Origin of the sequence: Prevotella sp. TCVGH, assembly GCF_023522295.1 — a bacterium.
GTDB classification, from domain to species: domain Bacteria; phylum Bacteroidota; class Bacteroidia; order Bacteroidales; family Bacteroidaceae; genus Prevotella; species Prevotella timonensis.
The window spans coordinates 1-24803 of record NZ_QFFX01000032.1 but is presented as its reverse complement, the minus strand read 5'-3'; the positions used below and the strand labels follow the sequence as shown (position 1 = coordinate 24803).

Here is a 24803-nt window from a genome sequence, read left to right as displayed (position 1 = left end):
ACATTTGCAAAACTAATAACAACCTAAATGGAAACATCGTTGCCCATCACAATGAAAGACATTGCGCAAGCATTGGGAGTCTCAGTGGCTACGGTTTCACGTGCACTCAAAGATAATCCTCGTATCAGCAAAGAACAACGCGAGAAGATACAAGCTTACGCGCGCGAACATCATTTCTATCCCAACGTGATTGCTGAATCACTACGAAACAGTCGTGTCAAACCACTAAAGGTGATTGGAGTTATTGTGCCGCAACTCTCTCATTTTTACTTTTCGAGTATTCTCTCGGGTATTGAGGAAGAGGCTACCACACACGGCTATCGCATCATGGTAGCACAAAGCAATGAACGTTATGAACGAGAAGTGAGGATTTGTCAAGACTTCTATAAGAATCGGGTGTGCGGGGTGATTGTTTCTCAAGCCAAAGATACAGTCAAGTATGAGCACTTCAAAAAACTTATCGATCATCACATGCCACTGGTTTTCTATGACCGCATCTGTACGGGCATTAACTGTTCCCGTGTCGTAGTAGATGACTATATGGGCGCTTACAATGCAGTAACCCACCTTATCAATACGGGATGTCGACGAATTGCTTGTTATAGTTCGCCCATGACTTTAGAGATTTCCAAAAACAGATACAACGGTTACCGTGATGCCCTCCTCAAGAATGGACTCAAAGTAAACGAGAACTTTCTTCGAATCTGTGACAATAGAGAGGATGCCGAAGTGCTGACCCCCGAACTGTTGCAACAAGAAGAGATTCCTGATGCTTTCTTTGCAGTAAATGATGATACGGCTGTCGGCATACTCTATGCGGCTAAGCGCATGGGTTACCACATTCCTGAAGATATTTCCATTTGTGGTTTTACCAATGGCGACCGTTCCAAGGCTTGTGACCCCATGCTCACTACCGTAGAGCAACGTGGTGTCCGAGTAGGCGAAGAAGCGGCTAACATTCTCATCTCCAAAGTAGAAGGCTTGCTGCCTCCCGACAAAGTTGAAAAGAGGATTGTAAGGACAAAACTCATTATTAGAGGAACAACAAGGTAATGTTTAGTTGACGAGTGGACAAGTTGACGAGTTAACAAGTTAATGGACTGATAGTGGACAAGTTCACAAGTGGACAAGTTAATGGACTGATAGTGGACAATTTCACAAGTGGACGAGTTGACAAGTTAATGGTTAATAAAACGAATCTCAACAACACATTAATTGATAAGTTATCAACAACCGACTAAAAAACTATCAACTCGTAAACTCGTAAACTAATTACTCGTAAACTAATCACTCGTAACCAAAAATACTATCAACTTGTAAACTCGTAAACTAATCACTCATAAACTAAAAACTCATAAACTAAAAAACTATATGAATGAATTAAAAAGAAAGCCCGACATGAGCTTTTGGAATCTTTGGAATTTAAGTTTCGGATTTTTCGGTGTACAGATTGCGTATGCGCTGCAGAGTGCAAACATCTCACGCATCTTTGCCACATTAGGTGCGGACCCACACAATCTTAGTTATTTTTGGATTTTACCTCCCCTCATGGGAATCGTAGTGCAACCCATTATCGGCACGCTTTCGGATCGAACATGGACACGCTATGGGCGTCGCATCCCCTACTTATTCATCGGAGCTGCGGCTGCGGTACTGGTGATGTGCCTGCTCCCACAGTCTGGCTCATTCGGCATGACGGCATCGGTAGCAATGATTTTCGGACTTGTCATGCTCATGTTCCTCGACACCTCTATCAATATGGCGATGCAACCCTTTAAGATGCTCGTGGGTGATATGGTGAACGAAAAACAGAAAGCTAAGGCGTATTCCATCCAAAGTCTGCTGTGCAATGCAGGTTCTCTTGTGGGTTACCTGTTTCCATTCTTTTTCGCACTGTTGGGCATCGCTAATACAGCCCCCAAGGGTGTGGTCCCCGACTCGGTCATCTACAGTTTTATTGTTGGTGCAGGCATCCTGATTCTCTGTGTTGGCTACACTGTTTCCAAGGTAAGGGAGTGGCCTCCGAAGGAATATGAGCAATACAATGGTAGCTTGAAAGTTGATGTAGAACAGAAAGAAAACTGGATCACCCTACTCAAACACGCTCCTTCTACCTTTTGGAAGGTTGGTGTCGTGCAGTTCTTCAGCTGGATAGCCTTTATGTACATGTGGACCTATACGCATGGTACCGTAGCAGCCAACGTGTGGGGCACCACCGACATGGCGAGTGAGGGAGCTCAAGAAGCTGGCAACTGGGTGGGCGTATTGTTTGCCGTACAAGCCATTGGCTCTGTGTTATGGGCACCGCTATTGCCCAAACTCGGTAGTCGAAAAACTGCCTACGCCCTCAGTTTAGTATTGGGAGCCATAGGTTTTGCTGCTTGTACAGTGATACACGACCAGTATTTATTGTTCATTCCCTTCCTGCTCATTGGCTGTGCGTGGGCAGCGATGTTAGCCATGCCCTTTACCTTTGTCACCAATGCCTTACAAGGTTATGGACACATGGGCGCTTATCTCGGTTTGTTCAATGGTACCATCTGTATCCCGCAAATCATTGCTGCGGTAATAGGAGGCACACTCCTCAGTATGGTGGGGTCGGTACAAAGCCACATGATGGTTGTTGCGGGCATCTCATTATTGTTTGGTGCAGCTGCTGTATCGTTAATCAAAGATGTCAAAGATTGATGAATTTGCAAAGCCACTAACGCTTTCTAATTTCTCTCGCCTCTCCCTTCAGTCTGTGTTAGAAACAAAGACTTGATTGATAGATGATGATAAAAAAATTAAAGGCTGGACTCCTCGCATGGAATCCAGCCTTGTGCATATCTTGCCTCAAACCAACAAACCGTTGCAGTCTTGAGCCAAATGCACCTTATATAATAAGTAGTTGTTTTATATTCATCAATGTCTGACACCTCTTCGCAGTTGCGAACTCTGTATCATTAATACATGTTATTTCTGAGCATGGGTCTGTCACCCAATTTTCCCCAAAAGCCTAAAGATGTAACCTTGGTCTCATATTCAAGTCTCCAGGCACATGTGCTAAAGATCTCCATCGGTCCCCAGTACGAGTACGTGTACGGGTCATAATTATATCTTATTCGTCTCTCTGGCTTATAGAGATGAGTAGCTTCGCCACCAAGACCTTGCTCGCCCATATAGATATAACAATAAGGTATACGATAATAGGTACGGTTGCAGAACTGGAAGTTGTAAATTCTGCCACAAGCGTCACGTCCAAAGTTATCCACAATGTCGTTTGGCTTTGACAAAGAGATATCTGTACCGTTAAAGGTCAGGAAGTAAGCGTTGCAGAAGTGGCAGTTCGACTCTCTGCCACAGCGGTCACGATTCCCTTGTGGTACAAACTGTCGCAGCAGATTTTCATTTTCTCCAAGGAGTGCTATTTGATAAATTTCGTCTTCACAGTAATCGAAAGCACCTTCAGCAACTCTTCTATTAAAGCCAGTAATCAGGAGCGAAGCACCACTTGGCAGTACTTTCTTTTGGCGATGATTGTACAAGAATTGTGCGTTGTTTTCTTCCAATTTACCCAAGTCAATCACGCCAGAAGGCGTTTCAGCGCTACCAAATACAGAGCGAACGAGGTAATAACCCTCCAAACTGATTTCATGATCGCTGATATTGGTAATCTGAAGAACGTTGCGATTGCAATATCTGCTCTTTCGTGTTGACCAGAACTGTGTAATCACCAAGCCTTTGTCACAAACTTTTTCAGTAATGTCAACATAGTAAACCTTGTTATTCTTTAATTGTTCGTTTTTGTCAAAGACTTTTTTAGAATATTGAAGCATTTTGCTTGAGTAGGTAGCCTTTGTTTGAAGACTCACTGTAGTAGGCTGTTGTGATTTCTTGTTAAGAATGGGCATAAACCACACTGTAAATGGCTTGCTCTCTTGCTTTGCCCTTACCTGAAAGTTTTTCACATCAAACCTGATGTTCTGCTGCGTCGTAGCTTCTGGTTGCCATGCTGCCACTCCATCCTCAGAGGAGAACAGGTCGAATGAGCCATTGGTGGACACCACATCAGAGTTTACCACCAAGAAATCGGGATTGATGTCTTTCTGCACGTTCATCGTCACAACCAGCCAACTACCGAGTGCTTTGAAATTAAGACTGATGTCGCCATGCGTTTTGACTTTGGTCAGAGGAGCATAGAAAGGCAGGTTAAACTGGTCTGATGTTGCATCTGCTGTATGTGAAGTCTCTATCTTGACCTTTCCGTCAGCCGTCACGCCGCTTGCCCATGCGCCGTTGTTCACGCCTGGCTGCTTGCCCATGACAGCTCCCATATACAGGTCGCCACGTCTCCGGTCGAAGTCAGCAGGTATATTTATCTTGAACTTTATGTTGTATCCATTCACCGCATATACCTCATCTTCTACCACTTTCTGCTTGTTGCCTTGCTTGTAGCACATGAACACAGGTATTCTTTCACCCTTTTTCCAGCTGTAGCTCAACTTCTTTTGGCTATTGTAATGGAATGTTGCTCTCGTCTCTGGAGTCGTGTTGAACATGGCATCCACCTCATCGGTGTCAAAGGATCCCGTTCCAGATATGACACTCGAAGTTTGGTCGGCTGCGGCTCCGTGTACTTCGTTCAGCACATCATTCTCAGAGCAGCCTGTCAGAAAGCCCAGCAAGCTGATGGCTATCAAAGTAAAAACACCTTTTATTGTTTTAGTCTTCATAATCGTTTGTTTTTAATCGTTTGTTATAAGTTATTTCCATCTATTTTCATCATTCCAAAAAGGTTCATCTGTGAAGTCGTCTAAATCACCGCCGTAGGCTTTAGCACCAATCGGTGGTGTTTTACCATCACCTTCAGATCCTGCCAGCAACGCATCTTCCATTTTTGTGTAAATAATATCCACCCTTGGACTTACATATTCTTTCTTCATACATAAATACTCCTCGTTTTAGTTGATTAGTTGATTCTTATTATTTTATGATTCGTTATCTTATCTCTTGTTTTTTTCGGTATAATTCTTCTATATTACTTGTGTTTGCAAAATTAGGCATCTTTATAATAAGGGCGCATAACAAATTATTTCAAAAAATTATCGTTTTGTTTCAATCTTTATTTTGCTCAATATTGATAGTACTAAAATGAAATTGACAAAAAAGTGTGAAAATAGAGGCACGCAATATAATAGGTGGAGCGAACCGCATAAATGAACATTTATATGGAAAAAGTTCTTAATTTATTTTAAAACAATTCTTTAATTTATAACTTTTCTTAATATTTGCAACATATGTCGCACATTTTTTATAAATTCACAACAAAATTATAAAACATACAAACTGCCTATGCACGTTTACTACTTGAATAAGCACCTGATGTGCGAACATTATAGGAATAACAGCCCTACAGGCTTTAGGGTTTTGAAGGAGCAGAAAGGAGTCACCACGCATACAGATCCTTCGCGTACAGCCATGATCTTTTTGTTAGAAGGTTGCATGCACGTAGAAGGCAAACAGTTTCCAAGTTTCACCGTACAAACCAACCAAATGTTTCCGATGCCTGCGGGCATCAATAACTCTATAAGCTTTCTCGAAGACAGTACACTTTTAGTTCTTTACTTCATTGACAGCAAATTTAGATTTTGCCGAAGCATTCTTAGCGACGAAAAGATTAGCAACGCACCGAAACGCGACGACTGGTTATTTGCGATTGACATGATAAAACCTGTCCAAGTGCTGGCTCGCCAAACAGCCGACTATATCGTAGACAAACTGCTGTGCTGCGATATTCAACTCATTAAGCAACGCGAATTTACAGCGGTGATGCAAGCCTATTATCCTACCGACACCCTGGCGTCGTTTTTGGCTCCACTGTTTCGAGTGAATTTATCGTTTCAAGAAACCATCATGGGTATGTCGGGCACCTATCCCTCCGTTGACGAAATGGCTGAAAAGGTGTGTATGAGCAGACCTACCTTCATTCGCCACTTCAAAACGTGTTTTGGCGAACCACCCAAAACTTGGGTGAACAAAGTTAAAGGCGAGGCACTATTCAAAGCCCTACGCAACACCAATGACACGTTAGAGGAGATAGCCAATCAGTTTAAGTTCTCGTCGGTGCAACGTATGTCCACATTCTGCAAGGAGACACTCGAAGGCACTCCAAACGAAATAAGAAGCGGCAAAGTAACCCCAAAGCACGCCTTATAATTACCGTGGTGTACCGTTGAACGAAGTGAGATATGACTATTTCTAACAATGGTACTACCCGCTGCAAGGAAAGGACAACCATAGAACAGCCCAGCATTCACGTCTGTCGATCACTTTTCCCTGCTTAGAAGAGTATTGTATCCTCCCTGTATGGTGGAGAAAGGATGAGGTGTGCAATAAGAAAATATTTTACATCGGGTATCAATACTCGCATATTTGCCAACAACTGCCCTTTTGGTCGCAAATAAGCAATTTTTGTATTTATCCGTATATCAGCGTCTTAACCCAAAATTTGCATAGTGAAGTGGAACTAACTCAATGCTTCAATGGGACTAAAGCATTGACTTAACAGGTTTATTTGCACCACTTTGTACCCTTATTCACACAAGATAGCGCGACTAAAGTAATGGGTTAAGCGCCGAGAGGAGTAAAAACGAGACGAAAAGGGTACCTCTGTAACCGTTCCAAAATCTATTTCTCAACTTTCTGAAAAGGAAAAATCAGGACAAAATCACAGGTACTCGCCTACCCTGTGCATTCATAATAAAGAGAGGAAGCGCAAACGTTTGCGCAATATTTCTTACAATTTTATCTCTACAAGGCAGCGACCCCCTACCTATTCTTTATAAATTTGCAGATAAGCGACTTATTGACAGTCGAACAACTACTAACCCTTAGTCTATGAATCTATTATTTAACATTGAATACAAAACGGTATTTGGGGAAGACCTCATCTTGAATGTAGTGAATGATGGTCAGCCTGCAGATGGGCTTTATACTCCCTATAGAATGTACACCACCGACGGACTGCACTGGCAGTGCGACCTCAAGCTGTCTGCCACTGAAGCGCAAAATTCCCTTTGCTACTACTACTCGGTAGAATGTGACGGAAAGGTAACGCGCAAGGAATGGACCACTCTTACCCACCGCCTTGACCTCACGGCAGCCAAAGCGAAGCAATACCATGTGTACGACCATTGGATGCAGATACCAGAAGACTCGTATCTGTACTCTTCGGCTTTCACCGACTGCCTTCACCGCAGCACATTGCAAGCTCTGCAGCCCACGGCTTACGACAAGACGGTGCGTATCATCGTACGTTCTCCACAACTCAAGCCCGACCAATATTTAGTGCTGTCGGGCGACACCGAGACATTGGGCGAGTGGAACATCAGCAAAGCACTGCCCATGACCCAGCACCAGCACAACGAATGGGTGGTGGACGTGGACGCTGAAACACTGAGCGAGCAGCACATAGAACTAAAGTTTGCTGCCCTGTCGTATAGCCTTCCCACGAACGAACCCATGTGGGAACCGTGCTTCAACCGCACCATTGACGTACCCAAGCTCAACCGTGGCGACGTGGTAGTGTACCACTTGGATCAGGCTTTCATGCCCATGCCCAACACAAAGGTGGCTGGAACATTGGTTCCCGTATTCTCACTACGCAGCAAAGGCAGCTTTGGCGTGGGCGACTTTGGCGACCTCAAGGCAATGATCGACTTTGTGGAAGCCACCGGACAGCACGTCCTTCAGTTGTTACCCATCAACGACACCACAGCCACCTACACCTACACCGACTCTTACCCTTACAGCTGCATCAGCGTGTTTGCGTTGCATCCGCTCTATTGCGACTTGCGCCAATTGCCCAAACTCAATGACAAGGCACAGCAAGCGCAATTTGACGCACTGCAAGATGAGCTGAACTGCCTGCCACAGATAGACTATGTACGCGTGATGAGAAGCAAGATAGATTTCTTACAGCTACTCTTCAAGCAAGAGGGCAAACGCACCATGGGCACCAAGGCGTACAAAGCGTTCTTCGAAAAGAGCGATCGCTGGCTGGTACCTTATGCACAGTTCTGCTACCTGCGCGACCAATATAGCACGGCAGACGCAACACAATGGCCCGACCACCACGCATGGAACGAGGCAGACCGCAAGGCGTTAAGCACCCCAAGCAACAAGGCATATCAACAAGTAGCGTTCTACTACTTCGTGCAGTTTGTGCTATACACCCAGATGAAAGAGGCGCACGCCTATGCGCAAAGCAAGCGCATCGTACTCAAAGGCGACGTGCCGATTGGTGTGAGTCGTCACGGCTGCGACGTTTGGGTAGAACCCAAATACTTCAACATGGACGGACAGGCTGGTGCGCCACCCGATGATTTCTCCGTCAACGGACAGAATTGGGGATTCCCCACCTACAACTGGGATGAGATGTTGAAAGACGGATGCGCATGGTGGGAACGCCGTTTCAAGAACATGGCGGAGTTCTTCGACGCTTACCGCATCGACCACGTATTGGGATTCTTCCGCATTTGGGAAATACCTATTAGCTGTGTCAACGGCTTGTGCGGTCAGTTTTCGCCCTCGCTGGGTATGTCGCGCGAGGAGATAGCATCCTACGGACTCAACTTCCAAGAAGATTTGTTTACAAAGCCTTACGTCCGCAACTGGGTTATCGACAGAGTGTTTGGCGAACATCGTGAAGAGGTCATCGCCAAATACCTCAACCATATTCACGACGACGTGTTTGAATTGAACGAGCATTTCAATACCGAGCGTAAGATTGAAGCAGCCTTCGAGGGGCAAGAGATGGACGAGAAGAACACATGGATACGCGACGGACTGTATGCACTTGCCAACAATGTGTTGTTTGTTCGTGACAAGAAGAACCCACATCTGTTCCACCCACGCATCACGGCACAATTCAACTTCATTTACGAAAGTCTGTGGGATGTGGACAAACAGGCGTTCAACCGTTTGTACAACGAGTACTACTATCGCCGCAACAACCAGTTCTGGTATCACGAGGCGATGAAGAAATTGCCTAAATTGGTACAGGCTACCCGCATGTTGGTGTGTGCCGAAGACTTGGGAATGGTGCCCGATTGCGTGGCATGGGTGATGAACGAGCTGCGCATCCTCAGTCTCGAGGTGCAGTCGATGCCCAAAGACCCAAAGGTAACTTTTGGCTATTTGCCCCGCAACCCATACAGAAGTGTGGCTACCATATCCTCACACGATATGCCAACGCTGCGCCAATGGTGGGACGAAGACTACCCACGCACACAGCATTATTACAACACCATGCTTGGAAAGGAAGGACCTGCCCCTCACCCACTGCCGGGTTGGTTGGCTCGCGACATCATTTGGCAACACTTGGCATCGCCCTCCATGCTCTGCATCCTGTCCATACAAGACTGGTTGTCCATGGACGAACGGCTCCGACTGGACGATGCCAACGCCGAACGCATCAACATTCCTGCCAATCCCAAGCATTATTGGCGTTATCGGATGCATCTGAACATAGAAGACATGCTGACCGACAACAGCTTGGTGAGCAATCTATGTGAACTGAACTCACAGTCGGGAAGGGTCTAACACCCTACCCCTCACACCTATAGCCACAAGGGTTTGCGCCCTTGTGGCATACTTTTCAATCACAACATCATGAAGAAAATCAACCTCATCCTTTTGTTTTTTATGCTGCCAATGGCATTGTTGGCACAAGTAGTCAAATCACCCAATGGCAATGTAAGCGTCAACTTTAGTCTGCAAGGCAATGGCGTACCCACCTATTCCATGACTTACAAAGGCAAAGCTGTGGTGAAACCGTCGCGCTTGGGCTTGGAACTCATGAAGGACAAACACGCCTCCAAGGGGCTTAGGGAAACCGACTTGATGAATGGGTTTACGATTAAAGACACGCAGACATCCACCTTTGACGAGACATGGAAACCCGTTTGGGGGGAGACCACAACCATCAGAAATCATTATAACGAATTGGCGGTAACGTTGCATCAAGCCTCTTCTGAGCGCAATATCATTGTTCGGTTCCGTGTTTACAACGAGGGAATGGGATTGCGCTATGAATTTCCGCAGCAAGACAGCTTGACCTATTTCCTCATTAAGGAAGAACATACGCAGTTTGCCATGGCTGGCGACCATACGGCATGGTGGATTCCGGGCGACTATGACACGCAAGAACAAAAGACACAACAAAGCAAACTCTCTGAAATCAGAGGTCGTTTTCATGATGCTGTGAACTGGGGAAACTCGTCGGTGGCAGTGTTCTCGCCAACAGGCGTGCAGACCTCGCTGCAAATGAAAAGCCAAGATGGGCTGTACATCAACATCCACGAGGCAGCTTGTGTGGACTATTCTACCATGCACCTCAACTTAGACGATAAGACCATGACGTTTGAAAGCTGGCTCACCCCAGACGCATACGGTGCCAAAGGGTGCATGCAAACCCCTTGTAAGAGTCCTTGGAGAACGGTAATGGTGAGTGATGACGCACGCGATATGTTGTCGAGCAACCTCATACTGAACCTCAACGAGCCGTGTAAGATAGAAGACACGAGTTGGATTCATCCCACAAAATACTGCGGTGTGTGGTGGGAAATGATTGTTGGCAAAAGCGCATGGAACTACACCGACGAGTTCCCGTCTATCAAACTCGACCAAATAGACTGGAGCAAAGCGAAGCCAAACGGACGCCATGCAGCTAACACAGACAAGGTGAAGCGATACATCGACTTCGCTGCCAAGAACGGATTGGACCAAGTCTTGGTGGAGGGATGGAACGTAGGTTGGGAAGATTGGGCGAACCATTGGAAGCAAGACGTGTTCGACTTCGTTACTCCTTACCCCGATTTCGACCTGAAGGGACTCAACGAGTATGCCCATTCCAAAGGCGTAAAACTCTTGATGCACCACGAGACATCATCCAGTGCGGTGAATTATGAACGACATTTGGAAAAAGCTTTCAATCTCATGAACCAATATGGATATGATGCCGTGAAGACAGGATATGTAGGTGACATCATTCCTCGTGGCGACCACCACTTCTCGCAATCCATGAACGACCATTATATGTATGTGGTGAAGCAAGCCGCCAAGCACCATATCATGGTGAATGCGCACGAAGCGACACGCCCAACAGGCTTATGCCGCACATGGCCTAACATGGTTGGCAACGAAAGTGCGAGAGGTGGAGAGTACGAAGCCTTTGGAGGAAACAATCCAGACCATACCACTATCCTGCCCTTTACTCGCTTACAAGGCGGACCGATGGACTACACGCCGGGTATTTTTGTAACGAAACTGTCAGAATGGAGCAACAATACCAGCTTTGTACACTCCACCTTGGCAGGACAGTTGGCACTATATGTCACCATGTACAGCCCACTGCAAATGGCTGCCGACTTGCCCGAACACTACGAGAAGTACGATGATGCGTTCCAATTCATACGAGATGTGGCTGTTGACTGGGACGACAGCAAGTATTTGGAGGCTGAACCTGGCGACTATATCACCGTGGCTCGCAAGGCAAAAGGCACGGACAACTGGTTTATCGGGGGCAAATGCGACGAGAACGGACACAAGAGTGTCATCAAACTCGACTTCCTCGACAAGGGTAAGAAGTACAAGTGCACGATTTATGCCGATGCTAAAAATGCCCATTACGACCACAATCCACAAGCATATGTCATCACGCACAAAACCGTGAAGCGTGGAGACGTATTGAAAATCAATCAAGCCAGCGGTGGCGGATTTGCCGTTTCGCTCATGGCACAATAATCAATAACACCCTTAATGATGAGACATTATCAATATTATTTATTCCTGTTGTTGGCTTTTCTGATGCCAACAAGTAAATTATCTTTATCTGCCAAAGTGTTCAACGAAATGATTTATTCGCCTCAAAAAACTGCATTCAAGCTCAATGCACCAAGCGCTGCCAAGCGTGTCGTGCTGCGTTTGTACAAAGAAGGCGAAGGTGGAAAGCCCACAAAGACCGTAAAAATGAAGTCAATGGGCAACGACGTGTGGGCAAAAGAGATGAAGGGCGACCTGAAAGGCATGTACTATACCTTTGAAGTGTTGGGTTACCAACAGCACAAAGGAGGCGAGACTCCGGGCGTGTTTGCCAAGGCTGTGGGCATCAATGGCAATAGAGGAGCTATCATTGACCTGCAAACAACCAATCCCGAGGGGTGGGAAAACGACAAGAGACCTGCACTGGCATCGCCCTCCGACTTGGTGTTATACGAGATGCACGTACGCGATTACACCGATTCGCCTACCTCTCCTGCAGTTCATAAGGGCAAGTTTGTGGGATTGGCTGAACCAAAAGCCATTGCCCACCTCAAAGAGTTAGGGGTGAATGCGGTACACTTGTTGCCTTCGTTCGACTTTGCCTCGGTGGATGAACACCAAACATCTAACGCCAACTACAACTGGGGATACGACCCAAAAAACTACAATGTGCCAGAGGGAGCATACAGTACCAACGCCAAAGACCCCAAAGTGCGCATCAAGGAGTTCAAACAAATGGTGCAAGCCCTGCACAAGGCGGGCATTCGTGTCATCCTCGATGTAGTGTACAATCACACGTTCGACATCGAAAACAGTAACTTTCAGCGTACTTACCCCGATTACTATTATCGCAAGGACGCAGAAGGCAAGTATTCAAATGGATCGGGATGTGGAAACGAGACAGCCTCGGAAAAACCTTTGATGCGGCAATTCATGTTAGAATCGGTAAAATATTGGATCAACGAATATCACATTGACGGCTTTCGTTTCGACCTCATGGGCATTCACGACATAGCGACCATGAACGCTATCCGACAGGAAGTGGACAAGATAGACTCGTCTATTTATATCTATGGTGAGGGATGGAGTGCAGGTAGTTGTGCTTATCCTGTGGACAAACTCGCCATGAAAGCCAACATCCAACAACTGCCAGGCATTGCAGCCTTTAGCGATGAATTGCGCGATGCATTGCGTGGTCCTTTCAGTGACGACAGGAAAGGAGCGTTCCTTGCTGGCATTGCGGGCGAAGAAGAGAGCATTAAGTTTGGCATTGCCGGTGCCATAGCACACCCACAAGTAGACATGAGCAAAGTGAACTACAGCAAAGTGGCATGGGCAACCGAACCCACACAAATGATTAGTTATGTAAGTTGCCACGATGACATGTGCTTGGTGGACCGGCTGAAGGCGTCAATACCCAACATTTCTACCGAAGAAATCATCCGATTGGACTTACTCGCACAAACGGCAGTGTTCACTTCACAAGGTGTTCCGTTCATGTTGAGTGGCGAAGAGATGCTTCGTGACAAACAAGGGGTACACAACTCGTATCAATCTCCCATAGAAATCAATCGGTTGGATTGGGACAATTTGCAGCGTTACCCACAGGTGTTCAGCTATTACAAAGGACTCATTGCACTGCGAAAGCAATACCACGCATTCCGTTTGGGCAACGCCGAGGCGGTGCGTCAGCATCTTACATTCCTCCCAACAGAGCCTTGCTTGGTGTGTTATCGCTTGTTTGATGTCCCCACCAACAGCTACATCTACGTGCTGCTCAATGCCAACAAGATCGCAAAACAGGTATCCTTGCCGGCTGGAGCGTACAACGTACTGTGCTATGATGGGGTCATCGACGTCAATGGAACAGAGAAATTGATGCTCGATGAACATGCCGACAAGGCCATTGTTCCTGCACAATCAGCCATGATTTTAAGAAAACAGCAGTAAAAAGAAAATAAGATGAAGAAGTTATTATTTGGCATTTGCCTTTTAACACAGACTTTTACGACGAATGCCCAAATACAAATAAATCGCATTGACCCAACCAATTGGTTTGTTGGGATGAAAGATGCGAGTTTGCAACTCATGGTGTACGGCAACGACTTGCACGGCACTCAAGTAACCACCCGTGACGCTGGCGTGCGAATAGACAGCGTGGTACAGATGCCCAACGCACATTATTTGCTGGCTTATCTCAACCTGAAGGATGCCAAGCCAGGCACTATCACGTTGTCGTTCACCAAGGGAAAGAAAACAAAAAAGGTGAAATACGAGCTGAAGCAGCGAGAGATGAGTGGCGACAAGCGCATGGGATTCACTAATGCCGACGTGCTGTATATGCTCATGCCCGACCGGTTTGCCAACGGAGACACCAAGAACGACCAGATAAAAGGCATGAACAACTATGTTTGCGACCGTGCGAAACCCAGTCTTCGGCATGGGGGCGACTTGGAGGGCATTCGCAAACACCTCGATTATTTCACCAATTTGGGGGTAACCGCCCTATGGTTCACACCCGTATTGGAAAACAATTCGCCCGACACCAACGGCTTTAGTACCTACCATGGCTATGCCACGACAGATTATTATAAGGTAGACCCACGCTTTGGCACCAACGAGGAATATCGCCAACTCATTGATGAAGCCCACCAAAAAGGACTTAAAGTGGTGATGGATATGATTTTCAACCACTGTGGATTTGAACATCCATGGCTCAAAGAATTACCCTCTGACGATTGGTTGAACATGCCTGAATGGCTCAAGGAAGGCAAGAAGACAGGAAAAGATGAGAAGACAGGCATGCCAAATGGCACAAAAACCGACTCCAAGTATTTGCAGACCAGTTATAAACTCACGCCGGTGCTCGACCCATACGCTTCGAAAATAGACCTAAAGGAAACCGTTGACGGATGGTTTGTACCCTCCATGCCTGACTTGAATCAGCGCAATCCGCACGTCATCAAGTACCTCATCCAAAACAGTATATGGTGGATTGAGACCGCAGGCATCGATGGCATCCGAATGGACACCTATCCTTATGCCGACCGCAAAGCCATGGCATTGTGGATGAAGACGCTCAACGAGGAGTATCCCAACTTTAACGTGGTGGGCGAAACATGGAACACAGAACCCGCTTATACTGCTGCTTGGCAAAAAGACAGTAAGCTGTCGAACATCAACAGCAACCTGAAAAGCGTTATGGATTTTAGCTTCTTTGAAAAAATCAACAAGGCGAAGAATGAAGAGACCGATGGATGGTGGGATGGACTGAACAGGGTTTACAACTCATTGGTGTACGATTACCTATACGAAAATCCAAAAGATGTCATGGCTTTCATCGAGAATCACGACACCGACCGATTCTTAGGTAATGGACAAGATGTCGCCGCACTCAAACAAGCCTTAGCTCTTTTACTCACCATGAACCGCACTCCGCAGCTGTATTACGGCACCGAAGTGCTGATGAATGGCACCAAAGAGGTGACCGATGGTAATGTACGGCAGGATTTCCCAGGTGGTTTCCCAGGCGATGTACACGCGGCATTCACGGCAGAGGGCAGGTCAAAGGTACAAAACGAAATGTTCAACTGGCTCAGCAAGCTGCTGCATTGGCGACAGGGAAATGAAGTGATTGCCCAAGGTAAGCAGATTCAGTTCATCCCTCACCAAGGGGTGTACGTCTTGGCACGCCAATATCAAGGTAAAACCGTGCTGACCGTACTTAACGGAACATCGAAAGAAGCCCGAATGGACGTGAAGCGATATGCCGAAGTAATTGGACAACACAAAACAGGTGTGGAGGTACAGACAGGAAAAACCATCGATTTGACCGCTGACATACAGTTAGAACCACGCCAAACCATGATTATTGAATTATAAACTTCTATCAGCTATTTGGAGGATTGGTGTATCTCATATCACATCAATCCTCCAAACATTTTGTTCAAACACACATACACTTACTTTTTCAACACACTCCTTACTGCAAACCATGCATGCATGAAGAGGGTTGGGAGATAACCATAATGCGACTCCAAGACACGAAAACGCTCTTTCAAAGATGCCTTATGATTTTTTTCGGTCATGCCTCCGTCCAAATAGTTCGCCACAACAGTCTGGACATTGCGCAAAGGCAGTCCTTGTTTCTGTGCCATTTTCATCACCCTGATACACCAGTCAACATCTGCAGAATAACGATATTTTAATTGATAGGGAACTTGCTTTGCCAAATCCGTGCGTGCATAAAAAGCTTGATGACACACCACCATTCCCTGCATAAACGACTTCCAGCTCAACTTTTTAGGCGGAGAAAGGCGACGGTGGCGCACAAATCTCCCCTCATTGTCTACAATATCTGTATCGCCATATAACACACCAGGCAAGACACTCGCCCTCTCCGCACATGCTGCCACCTGTGTTAAGGTGCTTTCAGACGGAAAGGTATCTCCAGCATTCAGAAACAACACGTAATCTCCCGTAGCATGTTTGAGACCCTTGTTCATCGCATCATACAATCCCTTATCAGGTTCGGAAGTCACCATTACCTGATGTCCGTTGTTTTGCGCTTGCGACTCGGTAACATAAGCTTGCGCCAACCGCAACGTTGCATCCGTAGAAGCACCGTCCACAATCAAGTGCTCAACATCCTTGTATGTTTGTTTCAATACACTTCTTAGTGTCCTCTCCACTTCTTTCTCCGCTTGATAGGTACAAGTGATAATCGTAAATTTAATCATCTATTCTTCCTTTTTATTTCTCCATACGGACTGATACACAGCCAAATATCGTTCCGCCACATGCTGTTGTGCATACTCCGTCCTTACTTTATGAATACAGTTTTTGCTCAATGTCTCGTAGTCGGTTCCTTCATCCAATATCCATGCCATGCCAGCAGCCAAGGATTGAGCATCTTTATAATGCGCCACATAGCCATTCTCTCGGTGGTCAATCATCTCAGGAATGCCCCCTACCTCAAAACCTACACATGGAACTCCACACGCCATGGCTTCCATAATGGTATTGGGCAGGTTCTCAGAAAGCGAAGGCAAGACAAACAAGTCTACTGCATTGTACACATCCACAATTTTCTTCGTATCATTCACATAACCAAGTGGATAAGTAGGTAAATCAAACCGAGTCGTTATCTCTTCTGCATGACCGCCCAACACCACTAATCCTACGCTGCTTTTTAGCTCTGGTTGCTGTTTAACGAGTAGTTGACACGCTTCTATGAGATACTGAATACCCTTATTAACGTTCGTGATGCGCTGTGATGCAAACAAAATCAGCTGTCTATCTGTTGGCAATCCTAACCGTTGAGCAGCTTCGTACTTACTTGCTGGTGCAAACACATGGGTATCAATAGGATTAGGAATGATAGAGAGGGCTTGCTTTGATAGTAATCCACTTGCCTTTGCTTGCTGTCCTAACCACTTACTACAGGTAACAAAATGAATGTTACTTTGTTGATAAATGGCATTTTTGCGTTGCCAAATACGGTGCGATAAATCCGTTTTAGAACCTCCACCTGGCAGATAAGAGCAGTTTCCACACTCTTTCTTAAAATGCGTACATGAAAGACTAAGGTGGCAAATGCCTGTTGCAGGCCAAATATCATGCAGTGTCCACACCACGGGTTTACCGCTTTCCACTATCTTTTGGATATTTCGAAGAGACAACATCCCTTGGTTGATCCACTCCAAATGAATGATGTCTGCCTCTTGAAACTCACGCAGTTGGGTGATGTCTGTTCCGATATTGGCAATATCGATAGCGAACAAATACCGCCTATTAAAATGCAAATGGCAAAAGATGCACCATCGTTCCCACAAGAAATGCCACCGCTTAAGCCACTCACGAGGCAATGCTACAACAGAAAGTTGGTTGGTCTCTTTATCTTTCACCAACATTTTTGCCTTACATCCTGCCTTGTTCAAAGCCTCCATTAAACGATTAGAAGCCAATGCTGCCCCGCCCGTTTTCTCACTTGTGTTAACTATCAATATCCGCATATCACTGCTTTATTATAGGGGTAAAGATACATCAATTTACAAAATCCAACAAGAAATTAGTGCTTTTTAAGCCATTCGTTCAGCAATATGACTGCATATAGAAACATCACCACTACCCTATTGGTGAAGAAAAACAACATTGTGTGCGAACACAATTTGTTGATATAAGTCAAGAAAGCACCATTTTTGCAAGGAAACAGCAAGACATATTTGGAACGAAGTGCAAAAGTACATACCTTTGCAACACCAAAAGGTTAATAGATTGTTTAGGTTAGTAGTAATAGATTTAGGTTTTTAGTTATTAGGTTTAAGGTAAATTAAACAGATTGTTTAACAGGTAACAATGGAGGCCGTGAGGTTTTCATTTACTAAGAAAAGTTTTTTAGTTAAACATACTTATACGCTGTAGCTCGAGAAGAGTTACAGCGTATTTTTTTTAACATCGTTATCACCTAAAAAAGAGACACATTTTTAGAATAAAAAAGGAGCGTTGAAGAGAGATATTTTGCTTAAATGCTTATCTTTGCGACACGATGCAAACGATAGAACTCATTGATTTAATAATTGGATACGATAACCACGCTGTGGTATCTCCTATCACAGCCTCACTGTATAGTGGACAGCTCACCTGTCTATTAGGGGCAAACGGCTCGGGAAAGTCGACCCTCTTGCGCACACTTGCTGGCTTTCAACCACCGTTAAAGGGTACGATAAAGATAGCAGGCAAACCACTTCAACAATGGAATCATCAAGAGTTGGCACAAAAAGTAAGTGTGGTACTGACCGAAAAACTCGATCTTAAAAACATTACCGTCTACGAATTAGTGGGCTTAGGTCGCTCACCGTACACGGGATTTTGGGGAGGATTGAATAAGATGGACGATGAAATTATACAATCCTCCATCGCACTTGTTGGCATCACCCCTCTCTCTCATAGGAAGATACAAACGCTAAGCGACGGAGAGAAGCAAAAAGTTTTTATAGCAAAAGCATTGGCACAACAGACGTCCGTCATCATCTTGGACGAGCCAACAGCTTTCTTAGATTTTCAAAGCAAAGCCGAAACACTACAGTTACTTGCACGACTGGCGCACAAAGAGAATAAATGTATCTTCTTATCTATCCACGATATTGAGTTAGCTATCCAAGTTGCAGATAAGATATGGCTCATTGACGATGCTCATCAGTTACAGGTTGGCACCCCCAAAGAACTAATAGATAATGGCATATTCCCCCATTTCATCGAGAACAGCTCCATACAATTTGATAGTTACCACCAAAAGATTAGAATAAAAAAATAGCCATTTTATCGTTGAGAGGAATCCTTTCACTTCTGATAAAATGGCTATTTTTTGAAATTGTCGATGATAAAGCCTCTCTTCATGATAAGATAAGACTGTATCTTATCATTGAGACGCTTTATTTTATCTTTTTATTTCACCGAGGTTTGCTTATCTTTAACCCGTTTGATTTGTCGTAACAAGTCTTTGTAGTGCATGGCATTCACGCCACTACTTTGCGCCTGTTGTGCTTGACAATACGTCTCTACTTTATCCAAAAGCATTTGTACATACAGCAACGCATCACTTGTCAGCGAAGAAGAATTGCCACCTGAACCCGTCGCAAGCATTTGAGAAAGATTGGATGCCCGCTGTGGTTTTTCACTTGGGTTAAGCAGTTGGTCGATACATTGCACAAAACTACGCTCCAAAGTGCGACGAGTAGTGTTCTTTATATTCTGTTCTGCCGTTAATGGTTTCCACACTGCACGATAAACATCGTCAAGATAATCGGGCAATTGATAAGCCGAAGAGCGATCGAAAGAATCGTTATAAATCTTAGTCAAGACGTCTAACGAGAGCAAAGAATTCAGTACACGATTTTGATTACTCGAAATACGAGCAACCGCATTGTCACCTGTGATACTTGTGATATTGTCAGGATACAACCATAATGGTGCATCAAACAACTGACGAGCCAAGAAATCTACCGCCTCTCTCTGACGCTCTGCAGGTGCTACTTCATAGGGTTTAGAACCTGGCAGATTGTTAAGATAGCGGCCACCTACATTCTTTAGCACATGATTGGTGTACCTACGGAACTGATCACGTACGCTTTCATGCATCTCTGTAAGATTGTCAAATTGACTATCTGGCTGTTTGGTCCACTTTGGCAGGTTCGCCATAACACGTTGTAAGTTAAGGATACCATAATCAGATACCTTGACATTGTTATCACCCAAGTCCTCTGTTTGTGAGCGAGGATCTTCATCACGCCCCTCTCCACTGAACCAAAGACGAGGATTGTTTTTCAATACTTTGGTTGTTTCTGTACGTAAGGCTTTGCGTTCTGCAAATTCATCCTTAAATTCTGGGCGATATTGATAGCCCCATTTAATCGCCCACTTGTCATAATCATTGATGCGTGGGAAAAGACCTTTTGACGAAATGCCGTCTTGAGGCTGTGCCACATAGTTGAATCGAGCATAGTCCATAATAGAAACGGTGTGTCCATGCTTCTCTACCCATGCTTTGTCACGCAACTTTTCTACTGGTGTGGCATGGCTGGCTCCCATATTATGGCGCAAACCGAGCGTATGCCCTACCTCGTGAGATGATACAAAACGGATTAGCTCGCCCATCAGTTTGTCGTCAAAGGGCATTTTCTGAGCTCGCTTATCAAGCGGACCACACTGTGTCATGTACCACTTGGTAAGCAAATTCATCACATTATGATACCAGCAGATATGGCTCTCAATGGTTTCACCACTCCGTGGATCGACAACATGGGGGCCATACGCATTTTCTATTTCCGCAGGCAAATAACGAATTACATTATAGCGCGCATCGTCCACACTCATGTCTGGTCTGTCTTTGGGCCACTCCTTACCGATAATAGCCCTCTTAAATCCAGCCGCCTCAAAAGCTACTTGCCAATCGTTCACACCCTTAATGAGATAAGGCACCCATTTCTTAGGTGTGGCAGGGTCTATATAGAAGATGATGGGCTTAACAGGCTCCACCAACTCTCCCCGACGATATCGCTGCACGTCTTTGGGCACCAAACGAAATCTTCCTATGAATTGTTCACGATCGGTCTTATGCTGATTATCGTTAAAATAAGTCACACGGTCTGTAAAGTACCCCACACGCTCGTCCCAAAGGCGTTTACGCATGGGTATTTTAGGCAACATGACAAAACTTGTGTTAAGTCCTAAGGTCACCGCACCCGTTTGTGCGGCAGCCATATTCTGCCCCGACGAACTGTAAGTCCGAGTAGTTGCAATCTCGATGTTGATAGGATAAACTTTTAATGTGTCAATAAATGTTCGATCGCTCTGCAATCCTCCCAACTTCAATCGCTTGCTAAAGAACTCGGCAAACGACATCACTTTGTTTTCAGACTTAAAGAGTTTGGTAACCTCTATCAAGCTACGCTTTGAATCTTTGTTGGGTCCGATAATCTTAAACGATGCCACAATAGGATCTACTGTTGATGCCTTGAGTGTTCGAGAGATATTGTCCTTCTCATCAGCCAACTGTGATAACACATATACACGTAGCAACATGGTTTTCTCATCTCGTTTTTCAAAGTAGACCGTTGCCTCGTTCATCATTTCTCCTGCATACTTTCCAAAGTTTTGGGGAGTAGCAGTAAGGCGTGTCACCGCCAAGAAATATCGACCTAAAAGACTATCTGGAACTTCAAAATACCATTTATCTTCGATATGGCGAACTGTGAAAAGTCCTTTGAGTTCTGTCCCTCCCTTTTTAAGTAGGTCAGCATACTCATTCTTTTTCTTGACCTTTTTCTTTACATCCACCGAATCTTTTGCCGTGCTGGTGGTATCACGAGGTATCTTCTTTTCTGTCTTAGTGGTATCAACCTTTAATGACGGATAGAGCCATGGGTGAGCCTGAAGAGACAAACCCATGAACAAAAAGAAGAAACTCAATAAGTGTTTGTTGCTTAAAATCATGATTTTTTTGTATCAATAGCTATTTTACATCACCTGACTACCAGGCTTTACAGGATGCTCAATGGTGGTTACGCTCAAAGAACCATCGAAGTCTTCGGCAGACAATATCATGCCTTGGCTCTCAATGCCCATTAACTTGCGAGGTGCTAAATTAGCTATAAAGCACACATCTTTGCCAATGAGTGCCTCGGGGTCATAGAATTTTGCAATACCACTAACAATGGTACGATCGGTACCTGTGCCGTCATCAATGGTGAACTTCAATAATTTGTTTGCCTTCTTCACCCGTTCGCAATGCTTGATGTGCCCAACTCGGATATCAAGTTTCTCAAAATCAGCAAAGTCTATGATCGGTTTGATGGGCTTTGCCACATAGTTAGCAGCCTCGTTGGCTTTCTTCGTTTCTTCTAACTTTTTGAGTTGAATCTCAATAGTCTCATCTTCAATCTTTTCAAACAGCAACTCTGGTTCTGCCAACTGATGGTTAGCTTTCAACAAGTCGGTACTTCCCAACTGACTCCAATCGAAGGTATCCATGTTGATGAGTTGCCGAAGTTTCTTAGAAGAGAAGGGCAAGAAGGGTTCAAAGGCAATGGCAAGATTGGCAACCAATTGCAATGAGATGTATAAAATGGTTTTTACCCGTTCTGGATTGGTTTTCCAAACCTTCCATGGCTCACATTCAGTGATATATTTGTTTCCTATGCGTGCCAGATTCATGGCTTCCTTCTGTGCATCTCTGAACCTGAACGCATCCAAAAGCGTTTCAACTTTTTGCTTTACATCTTTGAATTCTTCGAGTGTTTGCTTGTCAATATCCAACAAATCACCACACGCTGGAACCACTCCCTCAAAATATTTTTTGGTGAGTTGCAACGCTCTGTTCACAAAATTGCCATAAATGCCTACCAATTCAGAGTTGTTGTGCTCTTGGAAATCTTTCCACGTAAAATTATTGTCCTTGGTCTCTGGTGCATTGGCTGTCAACACATAGCGCAACACGTCCTGCTTCCCAGGCAGGTCTACCAAGTACTCGTGCAACCATACTGCCCAGTTGCGTGAGGTAGAAATCTTGTCATTCTCCAGATTGAGGAACTCGTTAGCTGGCACGTTGTCGGGCAAGATATAGCCTCCGTGTGCCTTCAACATGGTGGGGAAGATGAGACAATGGAACACGATGTTATCTTTTCCGATGAAATGTACCAAACGAGTATCTTCATCCTTCCACCATTTTTCCCAAGAACCCCAACGCTCTGGTGCCTGTTCACACAGTTCTTTGGTATTGGAAATATAGCCAATCGGGGCATCGAACCATACATATAGCACTTTCCCCTCTGCACCTTCTACTGGCACAGGAATACCCCAATCAAGATCGCGAGTCATGGCGCGAGGCTGCAAGTCAAGGTCTAACCAGCTTTTACACTGTCCGTAGACATTGGAGCGCCACTCTTTATGTCCTTGGAGTATCCACTCTTTGAGCCACTGCTGATAATCGTTCAAAGGCAAATACCAGTTTTTAGTTTTCTTAATGACAGGTTTTGAACCACTGAGGGTTGATGTGGGATTGATCAATTCTAATGGTGACAGGGCTGTGCCGCAATGCTCACACTGGTCGCCATACGCTCCATCGTAATGACAGTGGGGGCACTCACCTTTGATGTAACGGTCTGCCAAGAACTGGTGAGCCTCTTCATCATAATACTGTTCAGACTCTTGTTCCTGCAATTTGCCTTCTTTCAGCAGTTTCTTAAAAAAGTCGGAAGCCAACTGCTCGTGTGTCTTCGAGGTGGTACGGGAATAGATATCAAAGCTAATTCCAAACTCCTCGAAGCTCTTTTTAATCATAGAGTGATAGCGGTCTACCACATCTTGTGGTGTAATCCCCTCTTTCTTGGCTCTTATGGTGATGGGTACGCCATGCTCGTCGCTACCACCAATAAAGATAACTTCTTGGTTTTTCAGTCGCAAATAGCGAACATAAATATCAGCAGGTACATACACTCCTGCCAAGTGTCCTATGTGGACGCCACCATTGGCATACGGCAAGGCGGCCGTCACGGTTGTGCGTTTGAACTTTTTCTCTTCCATGAATTTAATGGGTTTAATATTAAAGTGCAAAATTACTACAAATCAAAGAGATAACAAAATAATTGAGAAACTGATTGAAACAAAGAAATACTAAACAATCTTGCAACTTCCCTGTATATACTTGCTATGCTTACACACTCACTCGAAACCAATTAACGCACCAATTCAAGTTGAGTTTTGTTAAAATAAATGACAAAAAACGAGGGTTTATAAAATGACAAAATAGAAAAATTGATAGGCACGCTCACTACACAAAAGTGTGAAAATGACAAAATTGAAGCCCAAATAATGTTAGAGCATTGAGTTAAGAGGACTGTAAACAGCACTTAAGGACTCTATTCACGTGAGATAAAAGGGTTAGAACAAAGAGTTAAGGGCACTAAAGCAATCATTTTGGATAGGAAGAGAGGCAAGTTAAGTGCTTAATAGCACGCACAAGAGTTACAATACATTGATAAACAGCCGCTTATAAAAGTCTTGAAATACTGCGATATTTGCGAGGCATGACAGGTTTGTTTCAAAATACGGCAGTTATGAAGGGGCTGTTGTCAAGAAAAAAGACAAATATTTCCACTCATTTCGTCTCAAATTGGAGGTGTTGAGAAACTGGGTTGCAGTCTTCTTCGCTACAAGTGCTATTGATTTTCTGGCGAAGGGCACTTCCAATGATATGTGGAAGAAATAGCCATTTCATCGTTATACAACGACTTATATCAATTGGCAATGTACATTTTGACAGTATTTTACAAATATTATGGTAATAAAGGGAAAAACTTAGTCGAAAAACTTGCTTATGCCACATAAAATGGCTATATTTGAAACACGATACTTATTTAATTTATAAGTTACTATGTTTGCAAAGGCTAACACACGGAGACAAGTCGGATGCCGCTCTTCGGAGGCTTCGCGCCTCCGGC

General features: G+C 44.8%; 14 protein-coding genes. 8 read left to right on the top strand and 6 right to left on the bottom strand.

The features are described from left to right. Positions 1–27 precede the first annotated feature (27 nt). Together DEM91_RS07465 and DEM91_RS07460 are read left to right on the top strand one after the other, a co-directional pair. Positions 28–1053 (top strand): LacI family DNA-binding transcriptional regulator, encoded by a 1026-nt coding sequence (locus DEM91_RS07465; RefSeq protein ID WP_103002436.1) that lies wholly within the window; start codon positions 28–30, stop codon positions 1051–1053. A gap of 318 nt (positions 1054–1371) precedes the next feature. Beyond that, positions 1372–2688: an SLC45 family MFS transporter gene (locus DEM91_RS07460; protein ID WP_249858482.1), complete on the top strand. Its 1317-nt coding sequence runs from the start codon at positions 1372–1374 to the stop codon at positions 2686–2688. A gap of 257 nt (positions 2689–2945) precedes the next feature. Here the strand turns inward: DEM91_RS07460 and DEM91_RS07455 are convergent, their stop codons facing one another. Both DEM91_RS07455 and DEM91_RS07450 read right to left on the bottom strand, forming a co-directional pair. After that, positions 2946–4715, bottom strand: coding sequence for a hypothetical protein (locus DEM91_RS07455; RefSeq protein WP_249858481.1), 1770 nt, complete (start codon positions 4713–4715; stop codon positions 2946–2948). 30 nt (positions 4716–4745) lie between these two features. Next, the gene (locus DEM91_RS07450) at positions 4746–4925 is read right to left on the bottom strand and encodes a hypothetical protein (protein WP_249858480.1); all 180 of its coding nucleotides are present in this window, start codon (positions 4923–4925) and stop codon (positions 4746–4748) included. Positions 4926–5334: 409 nt separating this feature from the next. On the opposite strand from DEM91_RS07450, the gene DEM91_RS07445 reads away from it, so the two are divergent. The 5 genes from DEM91_RS07445 (at position 5335) to DEM91_RS07425 (ending at position 15687) form a co-directional block, all read left to right on the top strand. After that, a complete protein-coding gene (locus DEM91_RS07445; RefSeq protein ID WP_249858479.1) occupies positions 5335–6198 on the top strand; it encodes a helix-turn-helix domain-containing protein in 864 nt (287 codons plus the stop codon). A 681-nt stretch (positions 6199–6879) separates the two neighbouring features. After that, positions 6880–9585 (top strand): 4-alpha-glucanotransferase, encoded by a 2706-nt coding sequence (locus DEM91_RS07440; RefSeq protein ID WP_249858478.1) that lies wholly within the window; start codon positions 6880–6882, stop codon positions 9583–9585. A gap of 69 nt (positions 9586–9654) precedes the next feature. Continuing rightward, the gene (locus DEM91_RS07435) at positions 9655–11787 is read left to right on the top strand and encodes a glycoside hydrolase family 97 protein (RefSeq protein ID WP_249858477.1); all 2133 of its coding nucleotides are present in this window, start codon (positions 9655–9657) and stop codon (positions 11785–11787) included. A gap of 18 nt (positions 11788–11805) precedes the next feature. Continuing rightward, entirely contained in the window at positions 11806–13755 is a 1950-nt protein-coding gene (pulA, locus tag DEM91_RS07430) for a type I pullulanase (RefSeq protein ID WP_410525633.1), read from the top strand. A gap of 12 nt (positions 13756–13767) precedes the next feature. After that, positions 13768–15687 (top strand): glycoside hydrolase family 13 protein, encoded by a 1920-nt coding sequence (locus DEM91_RS07425; protein WP_195252975.1) that lies wholly within the window; start codon positions 13768–13770, stop codon positions 15685–15687. Positions 15688–15767: 80 nt separating this feature from the next. Here the strand turns inward: DEM91_RS07425 and DEM91_RS07420 are convergent, their stop codons facing one another. Beyond that, positions 15768–16544 carry a glycosyltransferase family 2 protein gene (locus DEM91_RS07420; protein WP_195252974.1) on the bottom strand — a complete coding sequence of 259 codons (777 nt, stop codon included), beginning with the start codon at positions 16542–16544 and terminating at the stop codon, positions 15768–15770. Continuing rightward, complete coding sequence (locus DEM91_RS07415; protein WP_249858476.1) at positions 16545–17819, bottom strand: glycosyltransferase family 4 protein; 1275 nt, start codon at positions 17817–17819, stop codon at positions 16545–16547. Between the two features lie 533 nt (positions 17820–18352). On the opposite strand from DEM91_RS07415, the gene DEM91_RS07410 reads away from it, so the two are divergent. Then, positions 18353–19120: an ABC transporter ATP-binding protein gene (locus DEM91_RS07410; protein WP_249858475.1), complete on the top strand. Its 768-nt coding sequence runs from the start codon at positions 18353–18355 to the stop codon at positions 19118–19120. A gap of 131 nt (positions 19121–19251) precedes the next feature. Here the strand turns inward: DEM91_RS07410 and DEM91_RS07405 are convergent, their stop codons facing one another. Then, on the bottom strand, positions 19252–21798 hold the full coding sequence (locus tag DEM91_RS07405; protein ID WP_249858474.1) for a zinc-dependent metalloprotease: 2547 nt from the start codon (positions 21796–21798) through the stop codon (positions 19252–19254). Between the two features lie 24 nt (positions 21799–21822). Beyond that, on the bottom strand, positions 21823–23886 hold the full coding sequence (gene metG / locus DEM91_RS07400; protein ID WP_249858473.1) for a methionine--tRNA ligase: 2064 nt from the start codon (positions 23884–23886) through the stop codon (positions 21823–21825). Positions 23887–24803 lie beyond the last annotated feature (917 nt).

Coding starts and splice junctions, on each gene's coding strand:
- DEM91_RS07465 (WP_103002436.1), top strand. CDS start 28: ATGGAAACATCGTTGCCCATCACAATGAAAGACATTGCGCAAGCATTG.
- DEM91_RS07460 (WP_249858482.1), top strand. CDS start 1,372: ATGAATGAATTAAAAAGAAAGCCCGACATGAGCTTTTGGAATCTTTGG.
- DEM91_RS07455 (WP_249858481.1), bottom strand. CDS start 4,715: ATGAAGACTAAAACAATAAAAGGTGTTTTTACTTTGATAGCCATCAGC.
- DEM91_RS07450 (WP_249858480.1), bottom strand. CDS start 4,925: ATGAAGAAAGAATATGTAAGTCCAAGGGTGGATATTATTTACACAAAA.
- DEM91_RS07445 (WP_249858479.1), top strand. CDS start 5,335: ATGCACGTTTACTACTTGAATAAGCACCTGATGTGCGAACATTATAGG.
- DEM91_RS07440 (WP_249858478.1), top strand. CDS start 6,880: ATGAATCTATTATTTAACATTGAATACAAAACGGTATTTGGGGAAGAC.
- DEM91_RS07435 (WP_249858477.1), top strand. CDS start 9,655: ATGAAGAAAATCAACCTCATCCTTTTGTTTTTTATGCTGCCAATGGCA.
- pulA (WP_410525633.1), top strand. CDS start 11,806: ATGAGACATTATCAATATTATTTATTCCTGTTGTTGGCTTTTCTGATG.
- DEM91_RS07425 (WP_195252975.1), top strand. CDS start 13,768: ATGAAGAAGTTATTATTTGGCATTTGCCTTTTAACACAGACTTTTACG.
- DEM91_RS07420 (WP_195252974.1), bottom strand. CDS start 16,544: ATGATTAAATTTACGATTATCACTTGTACCTATCAAGCGGAGAAAGAA.
- DEM91_RS07415 (WP_249858476.1), bottom strand. CDS start 17,819: ATGCGGATATTGATAGTTAACACAAGTGAGAAAACGGGCGGGGCAGCA.
- DEM91_RS07410 (WP_249858475.1), top strand. CDS start 18,353: ATGCAAACGATAGAACTCATTGATTTAATAATTGGATACGATAACCAC.
- DEM91_RS07405 (WP_249858474.1), bottom strand. CDS start 21,798: ATGATTTTAAGCAACAAACACTTATTGAGTTTCTTCTTTTTGTTCATG.
- metG (WP_249858473.1), bottom strand. CDS start 23,886: ATGGAAGAGAAAAAGTTCAAACGCACAACCGTGACGGCCGCCTTGCCG.